Here is a 24,356-nt window from a genome sequence, read left to right as displayed (position 1 = left end):
CCTTTTGAGCTTTTGTGCTGCTTTTGCTCCTAATTGCTTTTGAGCTGATGATTGCTCACATAGCTTTTTCAGTTTTGGATATGCGAAACTGACATTAATACCTATACTCACACTAATAGTTTACCACATTGGTAAACTATTTCAAGATAAATAATTTTTTCCACAAGAACAGGCTAGAGAACAGGCTATGTCTGTCTATAGGCTCCGCCTCAATTCTGAACGAAGCCCCATACCATTCTCTATACCTTGACTATATATAGCCAATGAATCGGAGCGGCGGGATTTGAACCCACGACCCCCACTACCCCAAAGTGGTGCGCTACCAAGCTGCGCTACGCCCCGGAAAACCTTATTTACTATACCACACTATTCGAGATTTGAACAACCAAACTAAAATACTTTCACAGACTTAGCTGCTGCTAGCAACCCTGGAACCGCTGTTGCCACCCAGCTCCCCTCACAACAGCGTCCCTGATTCAAAATCAACCGTAGCGTATAAGCGGAAGGATAGCCCTCTACCTCCATCCATAGCCAATCGCTTTCTGCTTCGCAAGTGATTTTCTCTTCATCCATCAACTCACTTGCCATCTCACTCATAGTCTGAGCTAATTGCAGCAACAAGCGACAAAAGTCATTCAACTCCGACTCCGTTAGCTCAAATGCCCAGTCCTCACCACCCACTAAACCTTTATAGTTAGGAGCCTCAGGATCCCAACCAATACGCCAGCCTTCTCCATGTTTAACCAGACGTTCCATAAACCTGATTCTGCCCAATTCACCAACAAGTCAATTAGGTTTGAGTAACTGAGCATCTCCTGGTTGAGGTAAAGATACTCCTCTTCTAGGATTAGAGGTTGTGGCAGGTGATGTAGGATTGGAGGTTGTAGCAGGTGATGGTGTGGCAGGTGATGGTTGTGTGCTCGACTCTGGTGCCACAGTTTCACTGCGATTGGGATTGAATATGTTGACTAAAACGCTTACTAATGCATCCCGTTCGGCACGAGTTAATTGTTCTATCGCTGCAATATCCCCTTCCATGGGATTTTCGGTTAAGGTATCCCCACTGGGATACTGGGATGCGACTAGGTAATCGTACGCACCTAGATAGTCAGCCATGGTCAATTTCCAATCAAAACGGTAATTGGGCAACCGTTTTTTACCATAGACGTGATACCGAATTAAGCGGTTAACCAGGGTATTATTGGCAGCTACTTCACCGCTTTCTTTACTAATGTATTGGTTCTCTTGTGGTAAATCCGGTAAACGCTGATATACTACCTTGCTAAGCTCAGGGGGAATAAAAAACTGGGCGACAGCAGGCTGTGCTCCTAGGAGCTGGAAGACACCGGACCCTTGGTCGTGGGATTCCCACAGCAATAGTAAACCACTCGTCAAAGTGGTAAGAGCTAAACCTAGCGCTAGTTTAATTCCATTAGTCTTGTACATTGCTTCGATACGGCTATGGAACATTCCGACACAACCTTAAGATGAAACTAGGGAATGAACTACTCTTGCCCCTGACGCCCTTACCCCCTGACTCACTCAGCACTATAGCTTAGTCCGCAATAATCTCTGGCTGGGTCAATTCATCAGACATCTCAACAATTGCTCGCAGCACTGGCTTCATGGATGGCTCATCTAGACTTTCAAAATCTTCGAAGCGACGGCGCTTGGCACGGCTGGCCACTTGTACAGTGATCCGATAACGATTAGAAGCTGCACTTACTAGCTGCTCCGTCCGTTGCAGAATGTCCATTGAATCAAAGTTATAGCTTTTGTGCAGCATAAGGTTTATCAGGTTTTGCTATTTCTGGTTAAAATCAGTATCGCCCCCTCTACCCTAGCATACTTCACTCCTAAACTAGGGGTTACCCCTGATACAAGTCATAAAACTTTTCTTGAGGTTAATAATATACCATCAAAAAGTGAAAGAATTTGTGAAGTTGCGTGATTGCTACTTACATTGCTTGCTATGTATGACAATAATAAGAAAGAACAGTGAATTTGTACTATCTATACCTCATCTACTAACTATACCGAAACTATATATCTAACCAAGGCTGGGAAGTTCTACCAAACTATCCCAGCCTACTTATGTTTGACACTCTCCGCCTTGCGCATAGCGGGGATTCCTAGATCAACGAACCGCCTTAAACCGCCGAGTTCCTATCTTTGACTCTGCCAAAAATGGGACAGTACAAAACCCGCAAATCCGTTCAAGACCAAATTCCCAGTCAATTCACGACAGACCCAGAGGGCAGTTCTTCTTAGGCGTTTAAGTACTTATTGGAAGTGCCTTAAAAAGTCTGTTTCTCTTCCTTTGCTCAGGTTTCGGTGTGCCGGAGACGAAACCTTATCAGAGGGTCGCCTTAATAAAAAAGTTTTAACCCTTTTATGCATAGCCTGTAACCCTTAAAGGCGACCCTCTGATTACGGTAACTTCTAACCCCACCGTACCTTGCTTATCGTGCATAGTGATTTTTCTGGGTTCACACGCCAACTGTTAATTGACGATTAGGTTTTTTAAGAGGACTTTCCTTACCCTCTAGGCATTACTCCTTTATGGTCAATCAGTGACGGGTCTCTCTCCCGGCTGAGCCAACGGTTTTGCCGCCTGTACCTATCTTAATTATACAACAAACTTCGTGTATAATATTAAGTTTTTTCTTGTTTCAATCAAAAGCCGTCCTAGAAGGACGGGGCTTTAAACCCAAAATTTTTGGTAAATGGGGTCTGTACATGGTATCTCTCAATAGTATCGCAGCACCGATGCGATCGCATTGATGGGCTACCTTAGGGGTCAGAGTACTTAGATTGACTCCTGTGGTAGATGTACCTTTTACATATACAAAAAATCATACCATTGCTAAGCTATCAAGAGTGTGTCGAGTTGTTAACAATTATCTGACCAAATAAATCTTGTCTATGCAAACACTTGCCGCTCCTAGCTTTGAGTCATTCCATCAGCTTCAAAGAACTCCCCTGAAGTTCGTTGTCCTCGGAGATAGTCTGATCTATGGATTTGGAGATCCAGAAGGTGGCGGCTGGGTAGAGCGACTGCGACGTCAGTGGATGTTACCCGATAGTCCTGGTCATGTACTCTACAATTTGGGAGTTCGGGGTGATGGGGTTACCCAAGTCCACAAGCGACTAGAACATGAATTTCGCAGTCGTGGTGAACTCAGAAACCGTGTACCAGATGCCATTATTTTATCGGTGGGCGTTAACGATTCAGCCCGTTTAGGACGTCCCGATGGCAAGAATTTTACTAATTTTGAGAGTTTCCAGGAAGAACTAGCCAATCTGCTTGAGCTAGCTCAGCAACTCTGTCCAGTGCTATTTGTGGGCATGGTACCAGTTGATGAAAGGAAAATGCCCTTTCTCGATTGTTTTTACTACACTCATGCTGACCAGTACTACTACAAAGAAGCAACTCGCCTTGCGTGTCTGAAGCGTCAAATTCCCTATCTGGACATTTTTGATTTATGGACGTCCCGTGGTTATGATTGGTGCTTCCAACACCTATCTCCAGATGGTCTCCATCCCAATGTGGCTGGTTATCAGCAATTATTACAAGACATCCTGCTCTGGAACCCCTTAGCCCAACTCAACTCCTTAAGCCTAGCGACAGCCTAAACTATACCGTGTGGAGATACCAGTTACAGGATTTACCCCAGTAGCACGCTTACACATCAGTTTAGCCTGATAGCGGTCAATCAAGGCATCAGTAAAATCAGCACCAGTTATCTCGGCATCGTAAAACCTGGTGCTATTCATAATTGCCTTGGTCAAAATAGCATTGGTCAAAATAGCTTGGTCTAAAAATACCCGATCTGCCAAAGAATTGGTCAGATTTGCACCTTCGAGATTGGCTTTCAATAAATTGGCCTTGGTGAAGATAGATCCACTCAGGTCAGCACCTTGGAAGTTTGTGCCTCGCATTTCAGCGCCTGCAAATACGCCACCAACTAAATTCTGATTGGAATAGTCATGATAACTCAAATCCGTAAGGGCATGATTTACTGTATTCTCCTGAGCATAGGCAGGAGTAGCCGATAAAAGCACCCATAGCCAAGCCATAACCAGAACTAAAATTAGTCCCAATAAGCGTCGCCAAATCACCCTAATCACTTGTCAACCTGACTCCTTAAAACTTAAAGCCTAAAACTCCCTCTCTAACCAATCTTCACCGACTCGAATCGTCAGCTCAGATTTGAGATGACCAGTAGAGGATGCTTCTACTCTACCTAGTCCCAGGACTTTTTTGACAATATCTGCTGTTTTTATGTCCCCTTGCTGAACAATAATCTCAGTCTGGGACAAGCGGTCAGGCCAATCTGAGACATAATAGACATTGTAGAAGTCATTTCTGGCTAAATACCGGGCAACACGGCGACCAAGTTCTGGGTCATCGGTAGCATTTTGAATTGCAATTCTGACCCGATGGGGTGAACGGCGGCGCTTTAATGAACTCTTGTATTTGGGCTCTTGCTCGAAATACTCACTCATCACTCGGTCTCGCCCTCGTGAATTCATCAGCCAGTAACTGGCAATGTATTCATCAGCCTTGCTGAATCGACCGGGCAAGAGTACCATTCTGATATTATCTTTGCCAACCTCTAGACCAAAACCGACCAGTGCCAAGATTTCCTCTAAGCTAAGATTAGTATCAATATACTGCTGCATCACTCGCAGGATTTTTGGTAAACGAGGCACGACACTGGGAGTAACTAAACGCTGGCGCAGTGCCTTGAGTAAGATCTGCTGCCGCTGTATCCGAGCAATATCACCATTGTCTTTTCGGTATCGAGCAAATTGTTCGGCTTGGTCTCCATTCAAGGTTTGCCACCCTGGTTCTAAATCAATTTCCAGTTTCTGAGTGAGATCTACATATTCCATCCTCTCAGGCACAAAGACTTCCAGCCCACCGACCAAGTCCACAAGTTCCCGAAATGCATCAGTGGTAATGCGCACATACCTATCAATTGGCACATCATTTAAGGTACGGCTAACCACTTCTGCGGTTAAGGTAGATCCACCTTTGACATTGGCATCGTTAATTTTAACTATCCCAACACCGGGAATTTCTATTCTCGTATCCCGTGGAATTGAAAGCATATTCACGGAGTGGTCCTTGGGGTCTAAGCGCAACAGCAATAGGGTATCACTGCGACCACCAAAAACCTCTGGGGAACCTGGCAACGCATCTGGGACTCGGTCTATGCCCATCACCAGGATATTCACCGGTCGTGACAGGTTGTAGGGAAAGCTTTTACGCCAAGACTTGTGCTCAGAAGCGGCTGGTTGATTCTGGGGGATTTTAGCCTTTTCGGGTTGAGAATGGGATTTAATCAGGGGCGACAATGGGGTAACTAGGGCTAAGGTAGCTCCCAAAGCCGCAGAAATAACTGCTGTCAGGACAAAAGCGCTACTCCAGAATACCCACCGCAAATAGGGGGCAAAGGTTAATCTTAATCCAGACACAGAAGCGTCTAGGTCTGTAGTCAGGTCAAGCTGAGAGTAGGAAACTCCTGTATCACCCTCTTGGGGTGATGGTTGGGGTGTTGAAGCTGAGGCATTATTAATCACACCTGTATCCAAATCTACCTATGAATTGTGATGACTGTTAAAGGATTCAAGTTCCAAGCCTATAGTTGGCTATCCAATTAAACTGTAGCCTTTGGGTACAGTTTAAGATATTGTTGTTGGCCTATAAGTCTATAAGTCTGTAAGTCAAAGCCAATAAAGCATTTTGCCTACCTTCAAAGTGGCTTAATTGAAAAAAGCGCTTTGGCTACCCACGGCTAAAGCTCCTGGTGAAAGCGCTTTGAGGAACATCTAAGAGTGATTAGTCCTTTGTGATCAATGCACAACAGCAATCCCTGAACAGGGATGAAGGAATTGGTGGACAAATGACTAATTTAAGGACTAATGTAAGAACTAATGTAATGGCTAAAGAAGTACTTTAACCATTTTTCATAATCTACAGCCAATAGCAGCTGAATCAGGGAAAGTGAGGTTAGTATGTAGCAGAAAACTACAGTTAAGGCTACATCATGGATAACTCTCTCATCCCTGTGATTCTTGCTGGTGGCAAAGGAGAACGGTTTTGGCCGTTGAGCCGTAAGCACCGACCCAAGCAGTTTTTATGTTTGGATGGTAGTGGCAAGAGTCTTTTGCAGGCAACGGCTGACCGATTGAGTAAGCTGACGGTCGGGCCAGAACACTTGTGGGTGATTACTTCTGCTATGTTAGCTGAGGGAGTGACTCAACAACTACCATCATTACCCCAGAAGCATCTATTAGCGGAACCAGAAGGACGGGATACAGCACCAGCGGTTGCTTGGGCAACTCTAGAGATTGCTAAGGCTTACGGAGAAGATGCGGTAGTGGGCTTTTTCCCTGCTGACCACTGGATTGAAGATGAGCAAGGGTTTCAGCAAACTATCAAGGCGGCTGCTCAATTGGCTGCCGCTGAGTCATCGATTGTAACCTTAGGCATCACCCCCCAATACCCTTCTACAGGCTACGGTTACATTGAGCAAGGTGATAAGACTGGCACGTTTGAGGGATTGCCAGTGTATCAGGTCAGTCGGTTCACCGAAAAGCCTAACCAGGAGACGGCTGAGGAATTTTTGTCTACTGGTCGATTCAGCTGGAACAGTGGGATGTTCATTTTCCGGGCTGGGGTAGTTTTAGATGAATTGCGCACCCATGCACCAGAAATTATTGCCCCTTTAGAAGAAAAAGGTGTGGCGGCTTATGCTGAGCTAGAGAAGAAAAGTATTGACTATGCTTTGATGGAAAAAACAAAGCTAGCTTATGTTTTACCAGCCTCCTTTGGTTGGGATGATTTGGGAGATTGGAATGCCTTAGAACGCTTGCATAATGGCGATGCTAAAAATGTCGCAATGGCTAATCATGTAGAACTGGATACTCAAGGAGCAATTGTCTACTCTAGTAGTGACGATGAGGTGATTGTTACTATTGGTTTAGACGATGTGGTGGTGGTACGCGATCGCAATGCTACCTTAATTGCAAAAAAAGACCGTACCCAGGACATCAAAAAAGCTATCAAAGTTCTCCAAAATAAAAAATTTCAAGATTTTTTGTAATTAATGGCTTCTCACTTTTATAGGTTAACCACATTATAATTATGCTGAACGTCAGAGTGCTTCATAATATATAGTTCAGGGTTTTATCATTATTAATTAGTCAGTGGTGCTCTTAATTTTCTGACTAAATTATCTAATCTGAACTAGAAAAAACTATAGAAAAAAAATAGACAAAGTTAGGCTAGCGATGAAGTGTATAAACAGCGGAACAGGGAACAGGGAACAGGGAACAGGTAACAGGGAACAGGGAACAGGGAACAGGTAACAGGGAACAGGGAACAGGGAACAGGGAACAGGGAGCAGGGAACAGGGAACAGGGAACAGGGAACAGGGAACCGAAAAAGTATGGATTTTAAGGCAATAGTTAATACGTCATATAAATAGATAAAAACCTATCACAAATATCTATGATAAATACTATAAATGTATTCATAAAACTTATTTAAAAAATAAGTAATTTTTATTGATGAATTTTTGCTCCATGGGCGACTTATTTTTATGGCTGCTTATTTTTTAAAAACTTAGGTTATTTGACTGGAAGAAGGTCTATTGCCCGATTGCTAACGCTTTGTTTCAAGAAAGAACATTATCCCACTGTCAATCCTTAGCTATAGACCTTAGACATACACAGTTTGGTTAATTGGTCGATTATTAATAGATATTAAGCAATAGAATGCGATGCTCGGTACGAGCCGCTACGCGATGAAGCGAACGCGCCCCGCGTGGCCAAAGGCCTCAGCTTCCGCTAAAAGCGAAGGCAAATCCCTTGGAACAAAACTAACCCTGACTATCAAGTAATCTTGACAAAAACGGAGATAATGCTTTGGTAGTGTTGCAGACTGGAAAACCTGTCCGGCTGTTCAACCCCACCGCAATCTAACCTAAGGTCAAAAAAGAAGAGTTTTATCGTAATTGATGCCAATTCCTGATACTATATCATCGGCTCAGTAATATAATTTAACCGATTAACCCGATATGTGGATTGACAAAAAGTTGATCAATTCCCATCTCTCCATCCTGCAATTTTCCTATCTTCCCATCCCTACTCAACCCAGTTTTACGATCACAGCAAGCAGTCAGCTAATATGCATTTAAATTTCCACCTCAAGTAGCGTGACCTACGGTCAATCGCGACCCTTGTGCAAAAGCCAGTCTACCATCTCCCGATCTCCCAGTCTCCCAATCTCCCCATCTCCCAATCTCCTGATCAGCCCCTATTCACAATTGAAATGTGTGACAGATTATTCTAGGGGTTATGCGATGAAGCTTCGCTTCCGCTAAAAGCGATGAAGCTTTGCTTCCGCTAAAAGCAAACGCATCTAGTCACTTTTCTCCCTGCAACAGAAAATTGCCAATATGAGGATACTGTGAAGCCATTGCCCACTATAATAAAGTCTTGTTAAAAGGCAACTCCTATAAAAATGGCAATTTGAGGCTCAATCCTGATTTAGATATGCAAACCGGGAATATTCCTTTGCTAAACCCAATAGCAAGCCATTATCCTGCCATTGGTTGCTAAATTGAGCAAGAGAAGTAGTTCTGCTAAGACTAAAATCAACTGTAAAATCTATGCCAACTTTTCGTTATATATTAGCTGTGGGTGTGGGGACGGCAATTGCCTTGAGCGGCATGGAATCCGGAGCCTCAGAAGATTTACCATCACTTACTAAGCCTCAGAGTAACTCAGTAGCTACACCTAACCAAGAATCCTTAACAGAAGCAGCCCCAAACCCAGAGGTAGGGAAGCTAGTGGTAGAAGTCATGGATAACACTACCCCAGCTTCCAATCAACCAGAGCAACAGGAGTCTATTCCCTCTGTAGATTCCTCACTCTCAGAAGCAGAATTAGTCCAAGAAGAATTAGTCCAAGAAATTATTGATCAAACCATCCTGCCTACTGACCAGCCAAAGCAGGAGGAGTCGATTCCTGCGGTGGCTGAACTAGCAGCGCCATTCGCCGAAGGCGACGCTTCGCGAACGGAATCCGTAGACGTTGGTGAGGATACGGTGGTTGAATCTGCCACAGGGGAAAACCCTGAATTAATGTCACAAACCTCTGGAAGCTCAGGAACCCCTGGAACCTCTGCGCCAGAGTTTCTTGATCCTGACCCCAATCCTTTATCATTTCCTACCCAAAGCCAGGAAGTCCAGATCGATATCACACAGCCCATTACCCTGCAACAGACCATAGAACTGGCAAAGCGTAATAATCAGGAATTACAGCAAGCGCAACTGACCTTGGAACGTAATCAGTTTGTTCTCCAAGAAGCCTTAAGTGCTTGGTATCCTAATTTGACAACAACTGCAGGAATTAACTATGCCGATAGTGCATCAGGACAGGTATCAGACGAGATAAGAGTCCAGCAAGGATTACTTCCAATCAATGAGCCGTCAGGAACTTTCAATGCAGCCCTAAGGTTAGATTATAACCTATACACTAGTGGGCAACGACCAGCACAAGTCCGGCTAGGGGAGGAACAGGTAAAGTTGCAGCAGCTGGAGGTAGAACGGCTTTCTGAAGAGATCAGACTTCAGGTCACCCTTGCCTATTACAATTTACAAGAGGCTGATGCTCGTGTTGAGATTTCCCAAGCGGCAGTCACTGAGTCTGCTCAGATTTTACGGGATACCGAGTTACTGGAACAAGCTGGCTTAGGCACCCGATTTGAGGTCTTGCAACAGCAGGTTGAGCTAGCCAATGACTCTCAAGGGTTGACCAATGCTCTGAGTGACCAACGTATTGCCCGACGTCAGCTGGCGGAGTTATTAAACTTATCTCAATCCGCAGAAATTACGGCAGCCGATCCCATCGAAATTGCTGGAAGTTGGGATTTATCTCTAGAACATAGCCTGATCCTGTCTTATAAAAACCGATCTGAGTTGGAACAGCAACTGGTGCAACGCCAGATCAACAAGGAACAGCGCACCATTGCTCTGGCTGCGGTCAGACCCCAGGTGAGTGTATTTGGTCAAATCGACCTATTTGATAACTTCAATGATACTGTTACCATGGGTGATGGTTACTCGGTAGGGGCAACATTGCAGTGGAATTTTTTCGATGGCGGAGCAGCAATGGCTAGAGCCAGGCAGGAAGATATTGATATTGCCTTAGCAGAAAGCAGTTTTGCTGACCAAAGGGATGAAATACGCTTTGAGATCGAACAAGCTTATTCTCAATTAAACTCCAATAAAAAGAGTATTGAAACGGCATCCTTGGCCCTAGACGTAGCAGAAGAGAGCCTCCGGCTAGCTCGGTTAAGATTTCAGGCAGGGGTTGGTACCCAAACGGACGTAATTAACCAGCAAACCGCCCTTACCCGGGCTAAGATTAACCGACTTACTGCAATTCTGGGCTACAACCGCGCTCTGGCCAACTTGCAACGGGCAGTGAGTAATCTACCAGACAGTAAAGTTAGTGATATTCCGTAGTATTCGATCTTAATTGAATTAAGGGGTAAACTAGACTTGTCCCAATTAGGCACTAAGTATTAGATACTAAGTATTAGATCTTAGGTATTAGACACTAGGTATTAGACCCTAGGTATTAGACGTTAAGGACTGATCTCTAATATCTAATAGGATTAACCTTGCCCTAACTCGCAAAACTAAATTGACAGAATACCTGCTCTGCTTTAGAGTTAATGGTTTATGGCCAACTTAGCCATGAACCATTAACCAGGGATGCTTATTTTTTTAACATTCCTTAATAAAATAGAAATACTATCAGAAAATAAGATCAGACTTGGGACAAATCATGGCTAATATCAAATTTGTCAAGGAAGACCAAGAAGTCATTGCTGCCAATGGAGCGAACTTACGAGAGAAAATGCTGCAAAATCGCATAGATCTCTACACGTTTCGGGGCAAGCTGGTCAATTGTGGCGGTTATGGTCAATGTGGTACCTGTATTGTGGAAATTGTGGCAGGCATAGAAAATTTATCCCCTAGAACTGAGGTAGAAAATCGGAAACTAAAGAAAAAGCCAGATACTTACCGATTAGCCTGTCAAGTCTTGGTGAATGGACCTGTGAGTGTTAAAACTAAACCAACCCTGAAGAGCAAATCCCCATCTGCTGCCATCTAACCATAGCAAGGGATTTTAGAGCTAGCTGGCGAGAGATTGTCAGCTGAATACTGCTCCTTGTATAGATGCTTACATAGGGTTTATAGCATTGATCAATTGGGTGAGGTGCTTTCGTCTTGGGTTTGTTCCCGTAGCTTGCTCCAAAGGGCAGGGAGTAGGGAGTAGGGAGTAGGGAATAAAGCTAAGACAATGGAATGTATCTCACCAGGATTTTCAACCCGCTTATCTACCATTAGCCGGATTTCCTCCTGCCAGGCTTATATTTCAATCTTCTATTTCGATTCGCCGAAGGCGACGCTTCGCGAACAGCCGTGTTAATGGTATCCTATAGCTGGTGGGTTAAAAACGATTTAGAGGAACTAATAATCATGCAAGTTAACGATCTAGGGTTTGTTGCCAGCATTTTGTTTGTGCTGGTGCCTGCGGTTTTCCTGCTAATTCTTTATATCCAAACCGCGAGCCGTGAAGGCTCAGGAAACTAGTTAGCTGATCTGGTGATAATCCCCACGCCTGTACCAAAAGCCCAAGCATTGCTCCTTAGCCAAAGGTCAGCGTGGGATTCTTCCCAGGATGAAAGTCCAAGGGATTTTTTGTATAACCTTGTATAACGTTGTATAATTAATTTCAATTAAATAACGGTGAAGTTGACTTCTCCCGCCACTAAAGTAGGCGGGATTATCAGCGATTACCGGATTTATGAGTCTAGCTCCCACCACTAAAGTAAGTGAAATCTCAAGTAGGTGGAAGTTTAAATAATTAGTCATTAACCCTTTGTCATTAAACCTTGATCATGAACCCTTTTTAAGCAACATGTAACCAACAAGAGGTTTACTGGCAATACTAATGGCTAATGACTAATGGCTAATGACTAATGGTTAATAACTGACTACTTCAAGTAGTTGTGCGTGATAACAACACTGGGCAATTGGCCTTCACTCTGACGTAGTCTGATAAAGAATTCCCGAGTAATCGATCTAAATCTACTAAACTCTTGGCCATAGAAGGGCGACGGTCAGGAGAACCGAGAATCAGCAAGTCGATGTTCTTGTCTTCTGCTAACTCGCAGATTCCTGGTCCGGGCTTACCGCCACTTAGAACACAACGGTAAGAAACACCAAGCCTTTTCGCTTTTGCTGCTGCCTCTGCGAGAACTGGGTCTGCTTCAGCATTGCTCATCACTTGATCAGGTTTGGCTTCGGGAATGACACGAGCTAGATATAGTTGAACATTCTTCATGTCTCGCACTAGGGATAGAGCCAACTCGAAGGAATTTTGAGCAGCATCAGATTTATCCATTGCGACCATAATCCGTCTGATTTGTTTGACGTAGACATCGTCTTTGACCAACAACATCGGGCGGGAGGACAATTGGAACACATATTGGCTAACGGAGTTTTCCAAAATCGCTTCTAGGCGAGTTAGTCCTCTCGAACCCATAATAATCAGGTCGGTTTCTTCTTCGTCTGCCACTTGGGTAACGATATTTTTAGGGTCTCCCTGTTTGAGTCTGGGCGTGATTCGGCTGGGGTCAACCTTTAAGGATTTGACCGCATCTGCTAAAATCTTACCCCCCTCTTCTAACTTAGCTGACATGGCTTCAGCCGTGACTTGAGGAGGCACCACATGTAGGACTGTGACCGATGCCTGTTGTATGGCAGGAATTTCGGCCAACATGTTGAACATTTCTTCACACAGTCCCCGACCAGCTACAGATATTAAAATTTTTCTTATCATTGGGCAATTTCAATTATTGGTGGAGTTACGAACTTATGCTTGGTTACTGACCATTGAGATTAAAAATTGAGTTGCAAAATTGAGTTGCAAAATTTAACAATTAACCATTCAAAATGTTTGGTAAATTGTCTGGCACTTACTTGAAACTCAACTCAATGGTATTAAGCTGTGATACATCTAATTGGCACAGCCCGACTCATGATTTTCTGTTAATTGTTAACCACCAACAGTTAACGAACAGAAATCAATTTTAGATATGCCAGTTAAATTCCCAGCAACCCGTGACCTCAGATAGTTGTCCGGTAGGGGTTGAGGGTTGGACTTTCCCTGGTATATACTCACCAGGATACTGATAATAGGGCTAGAAAATTTTGAAAATTTATTAACGGCGGTGAGAAGACAGCACTCCTTGATGAGTCATGACTCTCACGCCTAGCTTCAGTATTAGCTTCAGATCTATTAAGCTAGGTAAGTAGCTTGGAGACCCGAAAGTCGTCAGAGGTGTTAGGGCAACAGGGTGTATAGCGCGTTGTCTTCGTGATACCTAACCCACCGGAACCATGGGAAAAATAAGCGATACGCCGTCATCGCCCGGTGGGCAGGAGTAAACCTAGTCTTCGTCTTCTTCTTCCTGTGTTGGATAAACAAAGCTAGAACGCCCACTCAGGACTGCTTTACCGAGAGAGAGGGCTTTTTGTGCTTCCAGATGCGCTTTGCGCTTCCAGTTAGCTTTACGTTTATCCCGTTTGGATTTTGAGGTTTTCTTCTTAGGAACAGCCATAAGTGTAAATTATTTAAATTGTTAGACAGCTTTTCTATCTTATTTCATTGTCTTGTATCTCGGTCTTCTATCTGGTTGTTGGCTGGTGGTGGCTCAGGAGCCTGGTTGTTTGCTGGCGGTGACTCAGGAGCCTGGTTGTTGGCTGGTGGTGGCTCAGGAGCCTGGTTGTTGGCTGGTGGTGGCTCAGGAGCCTGGTTGTTGGCTGGTTCCAGGGACTGTGGCTGACTTTGAGGGGAAAAATCAGGTTCCTCAACTCGCAGTAGGAACTGGGTATTGGGAAAGTAAGTTGCCCAATACTTGGCATCCGGTCGTCTTTTCCAGGATGGACGGCTGACTTCTAACAACAAGACTGGGGCGATTTCTCCTTGATTTTGTCCTAGAATAGTAATCGCTACCTTTGTAGTCAATATGTCACTATCGAAGCTGCGTTGAGCTGCTGCTCTAGCAACTACTTCAGCACGCCGCATAAAGCCTTGGTAAGTTTCGTCAGGCTCACGATTGAGGGTAACATTAATACGAGCTGTCTTGGCTTCCGCGCTTTGGGGAACAATGGCAACTGTAGTCAGCCAACTAACCCCTACTAAGCCGGGCAATACCAATAGCCGGATTAATTTGGACAACATACTATTATATCCTCTGATTAGGCCAAAAAAGGAAAAGATTCATGATGAAGGAAAATCTTGACAGAAACTAGATTTACAAAAACTACTTCAAGAGCCTTGAAAGGTGGACTAGGTTCGATATTGTTATAATTAATTAATTAATAAAGTTAAGCCGTTAGGTTAAGCTTAACAGGGTTGGATTAGAATTTAAGTGTAAGGGTAAACTACAGCAATAGTAATAAAATTAGGCATATATAGGCATAAAATCTACTAGTTTCAGCCACTAGGGTATGGGGTAAATGGCAAATTACGCTGGTATAGCAATTGGCATCAACCGCTATCAGTTCTTACAACCTCTAAACTATGGTCAAGCAGACGCTCAAAGACTACAAGGGTTTTTTGTAGACCAAGCTCATCTGCAACCCACTGAGTTTCTTTTATTAACTGATACTTCACCACCGATTGATGATTTTTTAACCTACCCCAACCGAGAAAATATTTTAAGATGCCTCGACAGGATTCGCCAGAGTCCAGGTTCTCCAGAAAGTTGGCGTTGGTTCTTGTTCAGTGGCTGTGGGGTCAGTTGGGATAAAGTTGACTACCTCATGCCGATTGATGGCAATCCAGATGATATTCCAGGAACAGGTATACCAATAGAATGCCTGTTTTCTTCTCTCAAGACTATGGGGGGCAATAAAATCCTGGTATTGTTAGACATAAACCGCTCACCGGGAATGCCATCTGGTGAACCAGTTGGTGCTGAAACAGTGGAATTAGCCTACAAAATGGATATTTCCCTGATACTTTCTAGTCAACTCAACCAGTTTTCTCACGAAGCGGCGGCTCTAGGGAATGGCTTATTCACCTCAGCACTTCTAGAAGCACTGGGTTACTATCATACTGAGATTACCCTTGAAAATCTTGACGAGTATCTCAGGGAGCGGCTACCGGAGTTGAGCCAACACCATTGGCGACCAGTTCAGATTCCTCTGACGGTAATTCCTTTACAGGAGTATCGACAACAACAAATTTGGCCTGAAGGGGCAAGCTCACCACCAGAAAATCAATGGGCTGACCCAAGCACTGACTCAGAAGCTACCAAGGTAGTTCTTTCTAAAGATGAGAAGAATCTTGAGAGTGAATTTGCCAAAAAACCTTTATCTGTGGTAAAGCTTAATCAAAATAGGTCTTTACCCACTAACACTGACAGCTCAAACCAGGAGTCATCTAACTCAGTAGCTTTAGTTTCTTATTCAGACAGCCAGCCTCAAACTGATACAGAAGAGTTATCGTCATGGCGAGAATGGTTGTTTTGGGGTAGTGGTATAGCTTTGTTGTTAGGACTAGTGAGCTTAACTGTTGTCCGTAACCAGGAAGGCTTGATTAGTCAGCAGGTAATACAAAACAGGAACAATACCACATTAACTACCAAATTACCAGAGACTACCAAGGTCAGTAACTCCCCAGTAACATTACCTGCAGGGTCAACATCCCAGGCAACTCCAGCTCCCTTGCCAAATTCCAAGAGTAAATCCCTGGAAACTAAAGCACAGAAATCGCTGGAACCGAGTGGGATTAAGGCGAATCAAGCAGCTTTGGACGAGGCAAGACAGTTAGTTGAACCGAAGCAGGCATCTGTGTATAGTGATGCGATCGCAATTGCCCGTCAGGTGAAACCTGGGGATCCTCTTTATGATCAGACACAACAATATATCACTAGTTGGAGTCATTCAATTCTGGCTCTAGCCAAGAAACGGGCAAAAAAAAGTGATTTTGAAGGAGCGATAGCAGCTGCCCAACTAGTTCCTAAAGATAACCCTTCTGTTTATGCTTTGGCTAACAATGCTATTAAACAGTGGCAGATTCTATCCCAACAGAAGTCGCAGAATCAACAGATTATCCAAACAGCCATCAAACAAGTGCAACGTAATCAAGCATCTAGTTATAATCGTGCGATCGCAACCCTCCGTAAGATTCCACCGGGTCAACCTAAGTATGCCACAGCACAAGCGTTAATTGCTCAAGCTAGCGATAAGATTTATCTGATTGCTAAGTCCCGTGCATCGCGAGGCAAGTTTCTTTCAGCGATTAACACAGCAAAATTAGTCCCAAAAGATACCCCTTACTATGAGGCTGCCCAAGAAGCGATCGCTAGATGGCAGCAAGGTAGACCTTGATAGTCATTTGGGTTGAAGGTTTAAGGTTGGTTGAAGGTTGAACGCGCACGCGTGGCCTATTGGCCAAGGTTGAAGGTTGAATGTTGCCAGTTACAGGTTGAAGGTTGAACGCGCACGCGTGGCCTTTTGGCCAAGGTTACAGGTTACAGGTTACAGGTTACAGGTTGAAGGTTGAACGCGCACGCGTGGCCTTTTGGCCAAGGTTACAGGTTGCCAGTTACAGGGTAAGCATTCAGCCGTCAGCCGTCAGCCGTGAGCCATTCGCGTAGCGTGGCCATTCGCTTAGCGTGGCCTTTGGCCAAGGCTAATGGCTGATAGCTGATAGCTGATAGCTGAGTGCTTAGGTTACAGGTTGCCAATTATACATCCGGCTTTGAGTTGTTAAGGCTCTAATGTTCAACCTACCCTACACCGGACCCCTAGGGCGAACAACCTTGAACCTTCAACCTTGAACCTTCAACCTTGAACCTTCAACCTTGAACCTTCAACCTTGAACCTTCAACCTTGAACCTTCAACCTTGAACCTTCAACCTTGAACCTTCAACCTTGAACCTTGGCCTATTGGCCACGCGTGCGCGTTCAACCTTCAACCAACTAACCTTATAACTGTAAAAAGTTACTTTATGGTATAATCTTAAATAACTAAGCCAGAGCGGAGGGCACGGACAGCTGCTTGGGTACGGTCATCCGCACAGAGTTTATTCAAGATATTTCGGACATGAGTTTTGACAGTTCCCACAGTGATATATAACCTTTCGGCAATCACAGCATTGCTGCAACCTTCTACAATCAACTGCAAAACCTCTAATTCCCTTTCCGTTAAAGGATAAGCTTCAATCATTTGATTGTATTCATTGGGAGCAGCATGGATAGCTATCGTTTCACTAGCTTCAGTAGGCTGAGTGTCTTTGCTTGGTTTGATCTGCTCAAGTACAATCCTGGCAATGGCTGGATCAATCCAAGCATTACCTTCATAGGTCACTTTCAGAGCTTCTAGCAATTGATCAAAGGTGATATTTTTCATGCAGTAAGAGTCGGCACCAGCGGCGAAAGCGGCTAGTACGGCTTCTTCATCATCCTGCAAGGTCAGTACCATAATTTTGGTGGGAAAATCATCCTGTTTAGAATCATCCTGTTTTGCTTGAAACTCTTTGAATTGTCTAGTTAATTCAGTTCCATCCATGTCAGGAAGACCAATATCGACAATCCCGATATCTGGTCTAGATTCCGCGAGTAACTTTAGTCCTTCAGTGGCATTGGCCGCTTCGCCCACCAATTCAATTTCACCACTTTGTTGGAGGGCTGTTCGCAGACCCATCCGAGTCAGATCATGGTCTTCAATGAGAGCCACACGAATTTTACCCATCATTAACGTCTAGGGGGGTGAGATTTATAGTTTATTGATTTTTAGAGTAAATTTGTAAAGTTTTGGTAAAAATCATCATGATCTCCACCTATTGGTAGTTGTAGATATTTATGACTTTGGGATAGAGTTTCCAAAAGACCATCTCTTGGCAACGATCACTTAAAGTGAGCTGGAATGAAAGCATTTGTCAAAAACGATTACGCTATCAGATATAAAGTTATTGAGAATTTACAGGAGGTGCGACCCGTGGCGAATTTAATTCGCCAAGTAAGAGCGCACCTATGGGTAGTTACTTATTATAATCTTTACACTCTATGAGTATAAGGGGTTAGTCGTGCCAAAACTAATTGTCATAGGGGTTGGCAGGATTTCCCATTCCAACGGTTAGAGGAGATTCTCAACAGGATTGACATCCGATCGGCTTATTGAGTAACTAAGGTAGTCTCACCAGAACGAAATGACCAATTCCGCTAAATCCTACTCTTTATGCTCATCTGCGGATCGTCCCATGCTCCCTCATCCAACAGCAGGATACAATAGGGAGTAAAACCCCCTAAAAAATCTATCTAAGGGAGTTTGTTTCTCAGGAAATACCACTGGAAAATTAGCATGGGTTCATTCCCTAGATGGGTGAGATTACTAATCAAGGGAGTTTTTATACAAGTATACTCATACCTAGTCGATTCTCATCGATTTGGCAAATGTTTCGGTGATACTACACAACCGTGGGATGTCCTGTACCTAGTCAGATCGGTATTTTTACTGAAGCTCTCCTACTAGTACCGAGGTAAGGTAGAAGCCTACAATCTAAAGCGACGTGGAGAGATTGTAAAGTCCGTAAGGTTGACTAAATTTGAGCAATACTTCAACTTAAACAATAGAGTCGGCTCAATATAATTCCTTAGCCTCCTCAGGTGTCGGTTGTCAGTCAAGAACTGCTACTACCCACTATCCACTAATCATTATTAGCCAATAACCAATGACAACAGCTCAACCGCTAAATCATGGACGAGATTATCAGACTACTGATCGTAGAGGATGATGAAGTTAACTGCAAAGCCATAATTAAAGCTCTTAACAGAGGGGGTATACCCGTAAAAATAGCTGTTGCAGTTGACAGCAAAAGCGCTAGGTCGATCATCGCATCACGCTGCGCTAACTCTACCCTGACCCAAGCGAGTTTGGACTGCATTCTATTAGACTATAACTTACCGGATGGGGACGGATTGACTCTGGTTAAAGAAATCCGTGATGCTGGGATTGAAGTCCCTGTGATTGTGTTGAGTGACCAGGGGAACGAGCAAATTAATGAGCAAATTGCGGTTGAGCTGATGAAATCTGGAGCATCGGACTATCTGACCAAAAGCCAAATCTCACCAGAAAATCTCTTACGTAGCCTCTCTAATGCAGTTCGCCTCTACCGCGCAGAACGGGAAGCAGCTGTAGCTCATCAGCGGCTGAAAGAAAGCGAAGAACGCTACCGCTTGGTGCTAGAAGGTTCCAAGAACGGGATCTGGGACTGGAACCTGATCACTAAACAACTGTATTGTAATGACCGCTTCTATGAAATTACTGGCTTGTCCCCTGAACAGATAGGGAAGTACCACCATAACTTTTCTCCTGATCTCTTATTTAAGTTACTAAATTCCTCAGATCTACTCAAAGTTACTAAGGCGGTGGCTAGTTACCAACAAGATTATCTTGAACTGGATGTAGAATTTCACCTACCCTGTGCTTTTGGAGAAGATCGCTACTGTACTGCTCGTGGCAAAGCCCAGTTGAATGATCAAGGAGTACCATTCCGGATGTCTGGTGTAATTACTGATATTACTCAGCAGAAGCGAGCAGAAGAATCCCAGCGATTTCTGGCGGAGGCTTCTGCTGTACTTTCAGCTTCCCTCGATTACCAGACTACATTGGACAATCTAGTGCAGCTGGTAATCCCTCGCTTTGCTGATTGGTGTGCCATTGATGTAGTATCGGGAGTTGATAGCTATGATACTCCCCAGTCTTACCAGCGTCTTGCGGTTGCCCATGTTAACCCAGAGCAAGAGGAGTTGATTTGGAAACTGCACCGTTGCTACCCTCCCCAGGGGGATGAAGAGTATGGCAATGGCAAGGTTTTACGTACAGGTTGTACGGATACCTATTTTGAGGTTTCTGATCAATTCCTAAGAGCTGCTGCTGAGGATCCTGACCATCTCAGGATGTTACAGGCATTGAAAATTAAGTGTTACATTTGTGTACCTTTACGAATGGGTTCACAAATCTTGGGCTCAATTTGGTTTGTCAGGAGTGACTCAGGTCGCCGCTACAATGAGATCGATGTGAAGTTGGCTGAGGATTTAGCTAGTCGCGCTGCCCTAGCCACTGAAAATGCGCGCTTATACCGAGAGGCAAACCAGGCGAGTGATGATCTCAGGCAGGTAATTACGATTCTCAATGAACAGCAACAGCAATTGAGAACCCTACACCAGTTGACTAATCTCCTCAATCAACGACTGACTAACCTTCCAAATCTGTTGCAAGAGATCGTATCGGAGGTAGCTAAAGCGATTGCTGGGGTTGAATTTTGTTTCATCATTCTCAATAATTCCCTCGGTAACCCTGAAGTATTAAGGGTTACCGAGGGAATTCATACACAAAAGTTCCACTGGGAAGACATCTTGCCCCTTGAGCAAGGGTTACTATCTCAAGTCTTTTTAACTGGCAAATCTCAGTTAATTCATCGCAAGGGTTGGGATGCGCGGCATCCGGAAGAGGAAGTACCTACAGCTATTTACGCTGTGGCGATTGAGTCTGTGCAAGCAGGACGCTTGGGAGTACTAGGTATTGGCAATTGGGAAGACCCAGAGGGATTAGACCAATCAGGTCGGAATCTGCTAGGAGCAGTGGGTGAACAAGCTGCGATCGCAATTGATAATGCTCGCATGATTAATGAACAAGCTGCGATCGCAATTGATAATGCTCACATGATTAAAGCCTTAGAGGAGCAAGAAGCGCGTTTAGAGTTTCAGAACACTATGCTGGCTCGGCAGAATCGAGAACTGGAAATCAGAGATGCATCCCTCAAGCTACAGAACCTGCAATTGTTGGAAGCAGCACGGTTGAAATCCCAGTTTGTTTCGACAATATCCCATGAGTTACGGACTCCCATGAATGCCATTATTGGTTTTTCCCAGGTCCTATTGCGTCAGCGTCAGGGCTCCTTGACCCACCAACAAGCAGATATAATCGATCGCATTGTGAATAATGCTCAACATCTACTGACTCTGATTAAGGATATGATTGACCTGTCCAAAATTGAGGCAGTTTGTCTGGAGTTAACCTTGGAAAGTTTGCATTTGGACAGGTTGATTAAAGAAACTATCAATGAATTCCGTTGCCTAGCTGCTCAGAAGGATTTAGGGTTGTATATCCAAACCAATTTACAAAATCCCATGGTAATCAATGATAGCCTCCGCCTGCGGCAGATTTTGGTCAATCTGGTTTCCAATGCGATTAAGTTTACCGAAATTGGCAGGGTAGAGGTGGTAGTCAAGGAAATTTCCACCGACTGGCTGATGCTCACTGTTAGGGATACGGGAATTGGAATTGCCCAAGATGACTTAGAGCATATTTTTGAGGAGTTCCAACAAATTGATCAAACCACAACTCGCAAGTACTCGGGTACCGGCTTAGGACTGGCAATTACAGAATCTTTAGTCAAGTTGATGCAAGGAACGATTACGGTAGAGAGTAAGGTGGGTAAGGGGTCTACCTTCCATGTCAAGTTTCCTAGACGAGTAAAAGCTTCTACTGGCGATTGTCTTGATTGCGATCTACCAAAATCTAAAACCCTAGCTTGTTCTTTTTTGCCCCAGACTCTTAAAGGATTTCGTGCTCGAAGGGTAATTTATTAGGTTGCAGGTTGCAGGTTGCAGGTTGCAGGTTGCAGGTTTCAGGTTTCAGGTTTCGGTTAGATTATAGCGGTTCTGTTGTGGGATGAGGTAAACCCAAATTTCTTCAACCTCCTCCCCCTATTCCCACTCTCCCCCTAGTAGCGCTGATCCAGATGTACCTCACTCGTGGAACCGCTATATTTATAGATGCGATCAGGAACATGATCAGCGACTCAACCAAGCGATCGCTTCTCGAATCCAATCTTCCGCATTCTTACTTTTAGCGACCTGAGGATCCTCACTGATAGCATGGAGTGCTTGAGCGATTTCATCATTTTCATATCCCAAAGCTAACAAGGTCATCTCCACATCTTCCTGAATTCCTGGTGAGAGTCCATTAGCAGATAGTGGGGACTCTACCTCTGATACCTTATGCCATTGAGCCAACTTCGTTTTCAGTTCTAGAGCAATGCGTTCAGCGGTTTTGCTACCCACACCAGGGGTTTTGGATAAGGCACGAATATTACCTGTGACAATCGCTTGGACTAAATTAGGTAATCCCAAGGTGTCCAGTAGTGCGATCGCTAATTGAGCACCAATACCGTTGACACTAACTAACTGACGAAACAAATCCCGCTCAGCGGCTGAAGCAAAACCGTATAGCACCTGTTGCTCCTCCCGGATTTGCAAATGGGTGAAGATTTGCACGGTTTTTTCCGATAAAGCTACGGGCAACTCCTGGGACAAACGGCGAGTGATTTGTATTTCATACCCAATGTAGTTGACATCTAGAATCAGAGTTACGCGATTACCAGTGCTTTTTTGAATGCTAGCTACTGTCCCCTTGAGATAGCTGATCATTAGTTGAAGGTTGAAGGTTGAAGGTTGGTTGAAGGTTGAAGGTTAGTTGGTTGAAGGTTGGTTGAAGGTTGGTTGAAGGTTGGTTAAACGTTGTTCGCGTAGCGTGGCCAATAGGCCAAGGTTGAAGGTTGGTTAAACGTTGTTCGCGTAGCGTGGCCTATTGGCCAAGGTTTAAGGTTGGTTAAACGTTGTTCGCGTAGCGTGGCCTATTGGCCAAGGTTTAAGGTTGGTTAAACGTTGTTCGCGTAGCGTGGCCTATTGGCCAAGATTGTTCGCGTAGCGTGGCCTATTGGCCAAGGTTTAAGGTTTAAGGTGATTTGGTTGTTCGCCTTTGGCGTCCGAAGTAGGGGAGGTTATTTGGTTGTTCGCGTAGCGTGGCCTATTGGCCAAGGTTGGTTTAAGGTTGTACTCCACCACGAAAATAGTGAAGGATAGTTGAGAGCATAACCTGCAACTTACCAACCTGCAACTTGTAACTTGATTAATCTGCAACCTACCAACCTGCAAGTTGTTAACTCGATTAACCTGCAACTTGTAACTCGATTAACCTGCAACCTACCAACCTGCAACTTGTAACTCTAACAACCAGCAACTTGTAACTACTTCTTAATTATTGGCGACCATTACTGACACAAAAAGCTAAAATAATTCAAACCTTCTAGTATACCACCTGCACAGTTAGCTTGAGCCATGTAATGGTAATCCGCTGAGTTGTTTTCGTACCACTCCCGAAGTTCTGGTCGGGCGTTACCCACTATAATTCCTCGGGAAAAGCCAACGCTAAATAAGGCAATGTCATTTCCTGAGTCGCCACAAACCACTGTCCGTTCCGGCTCAATTCCCCACTGTTGTCGTAAAAATTCTACCGCTAGACCTTTATCGCTATTGCTGGGTAGAATGTCTAAGTCTTTCCCACCACTATAGATCAACTTGAAATTAAGACCCGTTGCCTGAAGCTGAGATTCCAGTTGAGGTAGCACCGTCAAAGCTGCTTCTTCCGTCAGGTGATAGCTGACTTTAAAGGGACGTTGTTCTGATTCTACTTGGGGAATTAAGTCAGGATATTGAGCAGCCGTTTCCACAATCATGTCCCGATCCCAGCCTTGAGATAACTTGGACGACCAGTCTGGATTGGGCGTATCTTGGCCATCATTATCATAAATTTCTGTACCCACAGAGGTGATCAGAGCATCTGGATCAAGAAGTGGCTTCTCGGCTTTCAGCTCGTGGTAGGAACTATGGGATCGCCCTGTAGCATAAACGATTCTTGTACCATGTTCTTGGCGATGCTGACTTAGTAGAGGGTTCAGTTTAAGCAGAGCCTGATCATCCCCTACTAAAGTATTGTCAAGGTCAGTTACAAACAGAAATTTAGTCACGATAGGATTAGGGTTGGTAATCTCGCCAAATGCTTAGAGTTTGGCTATTGCCTTATTGTCCTACATGGGTGTAACTGAAAAATGCCCTTTCGCTACAATTGATTTAGCTATCTGGCCTGGTACTAAGCGCAATCCCTATGACATAGACAGTTATGGCTCATCTCAACCAACGCCGCCCTCAAAATATTAGTGGTGACTTTTACGTCGATAGCACCTGTATTGATTGTGATACCTGCCGTTGGATGACTCCGGAAGTGTTTCATCGTGCTGATCAGCAGTCTGCAGTTTATCATCAACCTGCTAATGATACAGAACGCTTGAGAGCTCTTCAAGCCCTATTATCTTGTCCCACCTCTTCTATTGGTACTGTTGAGAA

At 44.3% G+C, this 24,356-nt stretch carries 21 protein-coding genes and 1 tRNA gene; 9 read left to right on the top strand and 13 right to left on the bottom strand.

Annotation, left to right across the window (positions count from 1 at the left end):
* Positions 1–268: 268 nt before the first annotated feature.
* From F6K53_RS13950 to F6K53_RS13935, 4 genes are all read right to left on the bottom strand, one after another.
* Positions 269–342: transfer RNA gene (locus F6K53_RS13950), tRNA-Pro, on the bottom strand.
* A gap of 48 nt (positions 343–390) precedes the next feature.
* Complete coding sequence (locus tag F6K53_RS13945) at positions 391–756, bottom strand: DUF1818 family protein (RefSeq protein ID WP_293025960.1); 366 nt, start codon at positions 754–756, stop codon at positions 391–393.
* A gap of 30 nt (positions 757–786) precedes the next feature.
* Positions 787–1,446, bottom strand: coding sequence for a hypothetical protein (locus F6K53_RS13940; RefSeq protein WP_293070591.1), 660 nt, complete (start codon positions 1,444–1,446; stop codon positions 787–789).
* 109 nt (positions 1,447–1,555) lie between these two features.
* Positions 1,556–1,783: a DNA-directed RNA polymerase subunit omega gene (locus tag F6K53_RS13935; protein WP_334220033.1), complete on the bottom strand. Its 228-nt coding sequence runs from the start codon at positions 1,781–1,783 to the stop codon at positions 1,556–1,558.
* Between the two features lie 1,142 nt (positions 1,784–2,925).
* On the opposite strand from F6K53_RS13935, the gene F6K53_RS13930 reads away from it, so the two are divergent.
* Positions 2,926–3,636 carry a GDSL-type esterase/lipase family protein gene (locus F6K53_RS13930; protein WP_293046805.1) on the top strand — a complete coding sequence of 237 codons (711 nt, stop codon included), beginning with the start codon at positions 2,926–2,928 and terminating at the stop codon, positions 3,634–3,636.
* On the opposite strand, the gene F6K53_RS13925 is transcribed toward F6K53_RS13930, so the two are convergent.
* Together F6K53_RS13925 and F6K53_RS13920 are read right to left on the bottom strand one after the other, a co-directional pair.
* Positions 3,622–4,131: a pentapeptide repeat-containing protein gene (locus F6K53_RS13925; RefSeq protein WP_293030096.1), complete on the bottom strand. Its 510-nt coding sequence runs from the start codon at positions 4,129–4,131 to the stop codon at positions 3,622–3,624. The two genes, F6K53_RS13930 and F6K53_RS13925, sit on opposite strands and share 15 nt — an antisense overlap.
* Positions 4,132–4,161: 30 nt before the next feature.
* Entirely contained in the window at positions 4,162–5,601 is a 1,440-nt protein-coding gene (locus F6K53_RS13920) for an LCP family protein (protein WP_075899763.1), read from the bottom strand.
* Positions 5,602–6,056: 455 nt separating this feature from the next.
* On the opposite strand from F6K53_RS13920, the gene F6K53_RS13915 reads away from it, so the two are divergent.
* The 3 genes from F6K53_RS13915 to F6K53_RS13905 all read left to right on the top strand — a co-directional run bounded on the left by F6K53_RS13915 (position 6,057) and on the right by F6K53_RS13905 (position 11,199).
* On the top strand, positions 6,057–7,115 hold the full coding sequence (locus F6K53_RS13915; RefSeq protein WP_293030090.1) for a mannose-1-phosphate guanylyltransferase: 1,059 nt from the start codon (positions 6,057–6,059) through the stop codon (positions 7,113–7,115).
* A 1,569-nt stretch (positions 7,116–8,684) separates the two neighbouring features.
* Positions 8,685–10,544: a TolC family protein gene (locus F6K53_RS13910; RefSeq protein ID WP_293030507.1), complete on the top strand. Its 1,860-nt coding sequence runs from the start codon at positions 8,685–8,687 to the stop codon at positions 10,542–10,544.
* A 325-nt stretch (positions 10,545–10,869) separates the two neighbouring features.
* The gene (locus F6K53_RS13905; protein WP_008191595.1) at positions 10,870–11,199 is read left to right on the top strand and encodes a 2Fe-2S iron-sulfur cluster-binding protein; all 330 of its coding nucleotides are present in this window, start codon (positions 10,870–10,872) and stop codon (positions 11,197–11,199) included.
* 92 nt (positions 11,200–11,291) lie between these two features.
* Here F6K53_RS13905 and F6K53_RS13900 read toward each other — a convergent pair whose 3' ends face one another.
* Positions 11,292–11,432, bottom strand: a complete 141-nt coding sequence (locus F6K53_RS13900; RefSeq protein ID WP_293030512.1) for a hypothetical protein — start codon at positions 11,430–11,432, stop codon at positions 11,292–11,294.
* A gap of 135 nt (positions 11,433–11,567) precedes the next feature.
* On the opposite strand from F6K53_RS13900, the gene psbM reads away from it, so the two are divergent.
* Complete coding sequence (gene psbM / locus F6K53_RS13895; protein ID WP_044495836.1) at positions 11,568–11,681, top strand: photosystem II reaction center protein PsbM; 114 nt, start codon at positions 11,568–11,570, stop codon at positions 11,679–11,681.
* A gap of 409 nt (positions 11,682–12,090) precedes the next feature.
* Here psbM and F6K53_RS13890 read toward each other — a convergent pair whose 3' ends face one another.
* From F6K53_RS13890 to F6K53_RS13880, 3 genes are all read right to left on the bottom strand, one after another.
* A complete protein-coding gene (locus tag F6K53_RS13890; RefSeq protein WP_293027468.1) occupies positions 12,091–12,933 on the bottom strand; it encodes a universal stress protein in 843 nt (280 codons plus the stop codon).
* A gap of 610 nt (positions 12,934–13,543) precedes the next feature.
* Positions 13,544–13,714, bottom strand: coding sequence for a 50S ribosomal protein L32 (gene rpmF / locus F6K53_RS13885; protein WP_293027472.1), 171 nt, complete (start codon positions 13,712–13,714; stop codon positions 13,544–13,546).
* A gap of 44 nt (positions 13,715–13,758) precedes the next feature.
* The gene (locus F6K53_RS13880; protein WP_293027477.1) at positions 13,759–14,337 is read right to left on the bottom strand and encodes a hypothetical protein; all 579 of its coding nucleotides are present in this window, start codon (positions 14,335–14,337) and stop codon (positions 13,759–13,761) included.
* A gap of 278 nt (positions 14,338–14,615) precedes the next feature.
* Between F6K53_RS13880 and F6K53_RS13875 the strand changes: the two genes are divergently transcribed.
* Complete coding sequence (locus F6K53_RS13875; protein ID WP_293027480.1) at positions 14,616–16,493, top strand: caspase family protein; 1,878 nt, start codon at positions 14,616–14,618, stop codon at positions 16,491–16,493.
* A 634-nt stretch (positions 16,494–17,127) separates the two neighbouring features.
* Here F6K53_RS13875 and F6K53_RS13870 read toward each other — a convergent pair.
* Positions 17,128–17,859, bottom strand: coding sequence for a response regulator transcription factor (locus F6K53_RS13870; protein WP_293027507.1), 732 nt, complete (start codon positions 17,857–17,859; stop codon positions 17,128–17,130).
* Between the two features lie 1,004 nt (positions 17,860–18,863).
* On the opposite strand from F6K53_RS13870, the gene F6K53_RS13865 reads away from it, so the two are divergent.
* Entirely contained in the window at positions 18,864–21,761 is a 2,898-nt protein-coding gene (locus tag F6K53_RS13865) for an ATP-binding protein (protein WP_293027484.1), read from the top strand.
* A gap of 204 nt (positions 21,762–21,965) precedes the next feature.
* On the opposite strand, the gene ruvA is transcribed toward F6K53_RS13865, so the two are convergent.
* The gene (gene ruvA, locus F6K53_RS13860) at positions 21,966–22,601 is read right to left on the bottom strand and encodes a Holliday junction branch migration protein RuvA (RefSeq protein WP_293027487.1); all 636 of its coding nucleotides are present in this window, start codon (positions 22,599–22,601) and stop codon (positions 21,966–21,968) included.
* 258 nt (positions 22,602–22,859) lie between these two features.
* Between ruvA and F6K53_RS13855 the strand changes: the two genes are divergently transcribed.
* Positions 22,860–23,036 carry a hypothetical protein gene (locus F6K53_RS13855; RefSeq protein WP_293027491.1) on the top strand — a complete coding sequence of 59 codons (177 nt, stop codon included), beginning with the start codon at positions 22,860–22,862 and terminating at the stop codon, positions 23,034–23,036.
* A gap of 188 nt (positions 23,037–23,224) precedes the next feature.
* Here F6K53_RS13855 and F6K53_RS13850 read toward each other — a convergent pair whose 3' ends face one another.
* Positions 23,225–23,980, bottom strand: a complete 756-nt coding sequence (locus F6K53_RS13850; RefSeq protein WP_293027494.1) for a sucrose-phosphate phosphatase — start codon at positions 23,978–23,980, stop codon at positions 23,225–23,227.
* A 152-nt stretch (positions 23,981–24,132) separates the two neighbouring features.
* Between F6K53_RS13850 and F6K53_RS13845 the strand changes: the two genes are divergently transcribed.
* Positions 24,133–24,356, top strand: a 224-nt coding sequence (locus tag F6K53_RS13845) for a ferredoxin (protein WP_293081110.1), incomplete at its 3' end; no start/stop codon positions are given.

This window comes from Moorena sp. SIO4A1 (assembly GCF_010672065.1).
GTDB lineage: Bacteria > Cyanobacteriota > Cyanobacteriia > Cyanobacteriales > Coleofasciculaceae > Moorena.
This window is presented reverse-complemented; position numbering and strand designations above follow the sequence as displayed.

Excerpts from the sequence above, each read along its gene's own strand:
- F6K53_RS13945 (WP_293025960.1), bottom strand. The coding sequence starts at position 756 with ATGGAACGTCTGGTTAAACATGGAGAAGGCTGGCGTATTGGTTGGGAT.
- F6K53_RS13940 (WP_293070591.1), bottom strand. The coding sequence starts at position 1,446 with ATGTACAAGACTAATGGAATTAAACTAGCGCTAGGTTTAGCTCTTACC.
- F6K53_RS13930 (WP_293046805.1), top strand. The coding sequence starts at position 2,926 with ATGCAAACACTTGCCGCTCCTAGCTTTGAGTCATTCCATCAGCTTCAA.
- F6K53_RS13915 (WP_293030090.1), top strand. The coding sequence starts at position 6,057 with ATGGATAACTCTCTCATCCCTGTGATTCTTGCTGGTGGCAAAGGAGAA.
- F6K53_RS13910 (WP_293030507.1), top strand. The coding sequence starts at position 8,685 with ATGCCAACTTTTCGTTATATATTAGCTGTGGGTGTGGGGACGGCAATT.
- F6K53_RS13905 (WP_008191595.1), top strand. The coding sequence starts at position 10,870 with ATGGCTAATATCAAATTTGTCAAGGAAGACCAAGAAGTCATTGCTGCC.
- F6K53_RS13900 (WP_293030512.1), bottom strand. The coding sequence starts at position 11,432 with ATGGTAGATAAGCGGGTTGAAAATCCTGGTGAGATACATTCCATTGTC.
- psbM (WP_044495836.1), top strand. The coding sequence starts at position 11,568 with ATGCAAGTTAACGATCTAGGGTTTGTTGCCAGCATTTTGTTTGTGCTG.
- F6K53_RS13890 (WP_293027468.1), bottom strand. The coding sequence starts at position 12,933 with ATGATAAGAAAAATTTTAATATCTGTAGCTGGTCGGGGACTGTGTGAA.
- rpmF (WP_293027472.1), bottom strand. The coding sequence starts at position 13,714 with ATGGCTGTTCCTAAGAAGAAAACCTCAAAATCCAAACGGGATAAACGT.
- F6K53_RS13880 (WP_293027477.1), bottom strand. The coding sequence starts at position 14,337 with ATGTTGTCCAAATTAATCCGGCTATTGGTATTGCCCGGCTTAGTAGGG.
- F6K53_RS13875 (WP_293027480.1), top strand. The coding sequence starts at position 14,616 with ATGGCAAATTACGCTGGTATAGCAATTGGCATCAACCGCTATCAGTTC.
- F6K53_RS13870 (WP_293027507.1), bottom strand. The coding sequence starts at position 17,859 with ATGGGTAAAATTCGTGTGGCTCTCATTGAAGACCATGATCTGACTCGG.
- F6K53_RS13865 (WP_293027484.1), top strand. The coding sequence starts at position 18,864 with ATGGACGAGATTATCAGACTACTGATCGTAGAGGATGATGAAGTTAAC.
- ruvA (WP_293027487.1), bottom strand. The coding sequence starts at position 22,601 with ATGATCAGCTATCTCAAGGGGACAGTAGCTAGCATTCAAAAAAGCACT.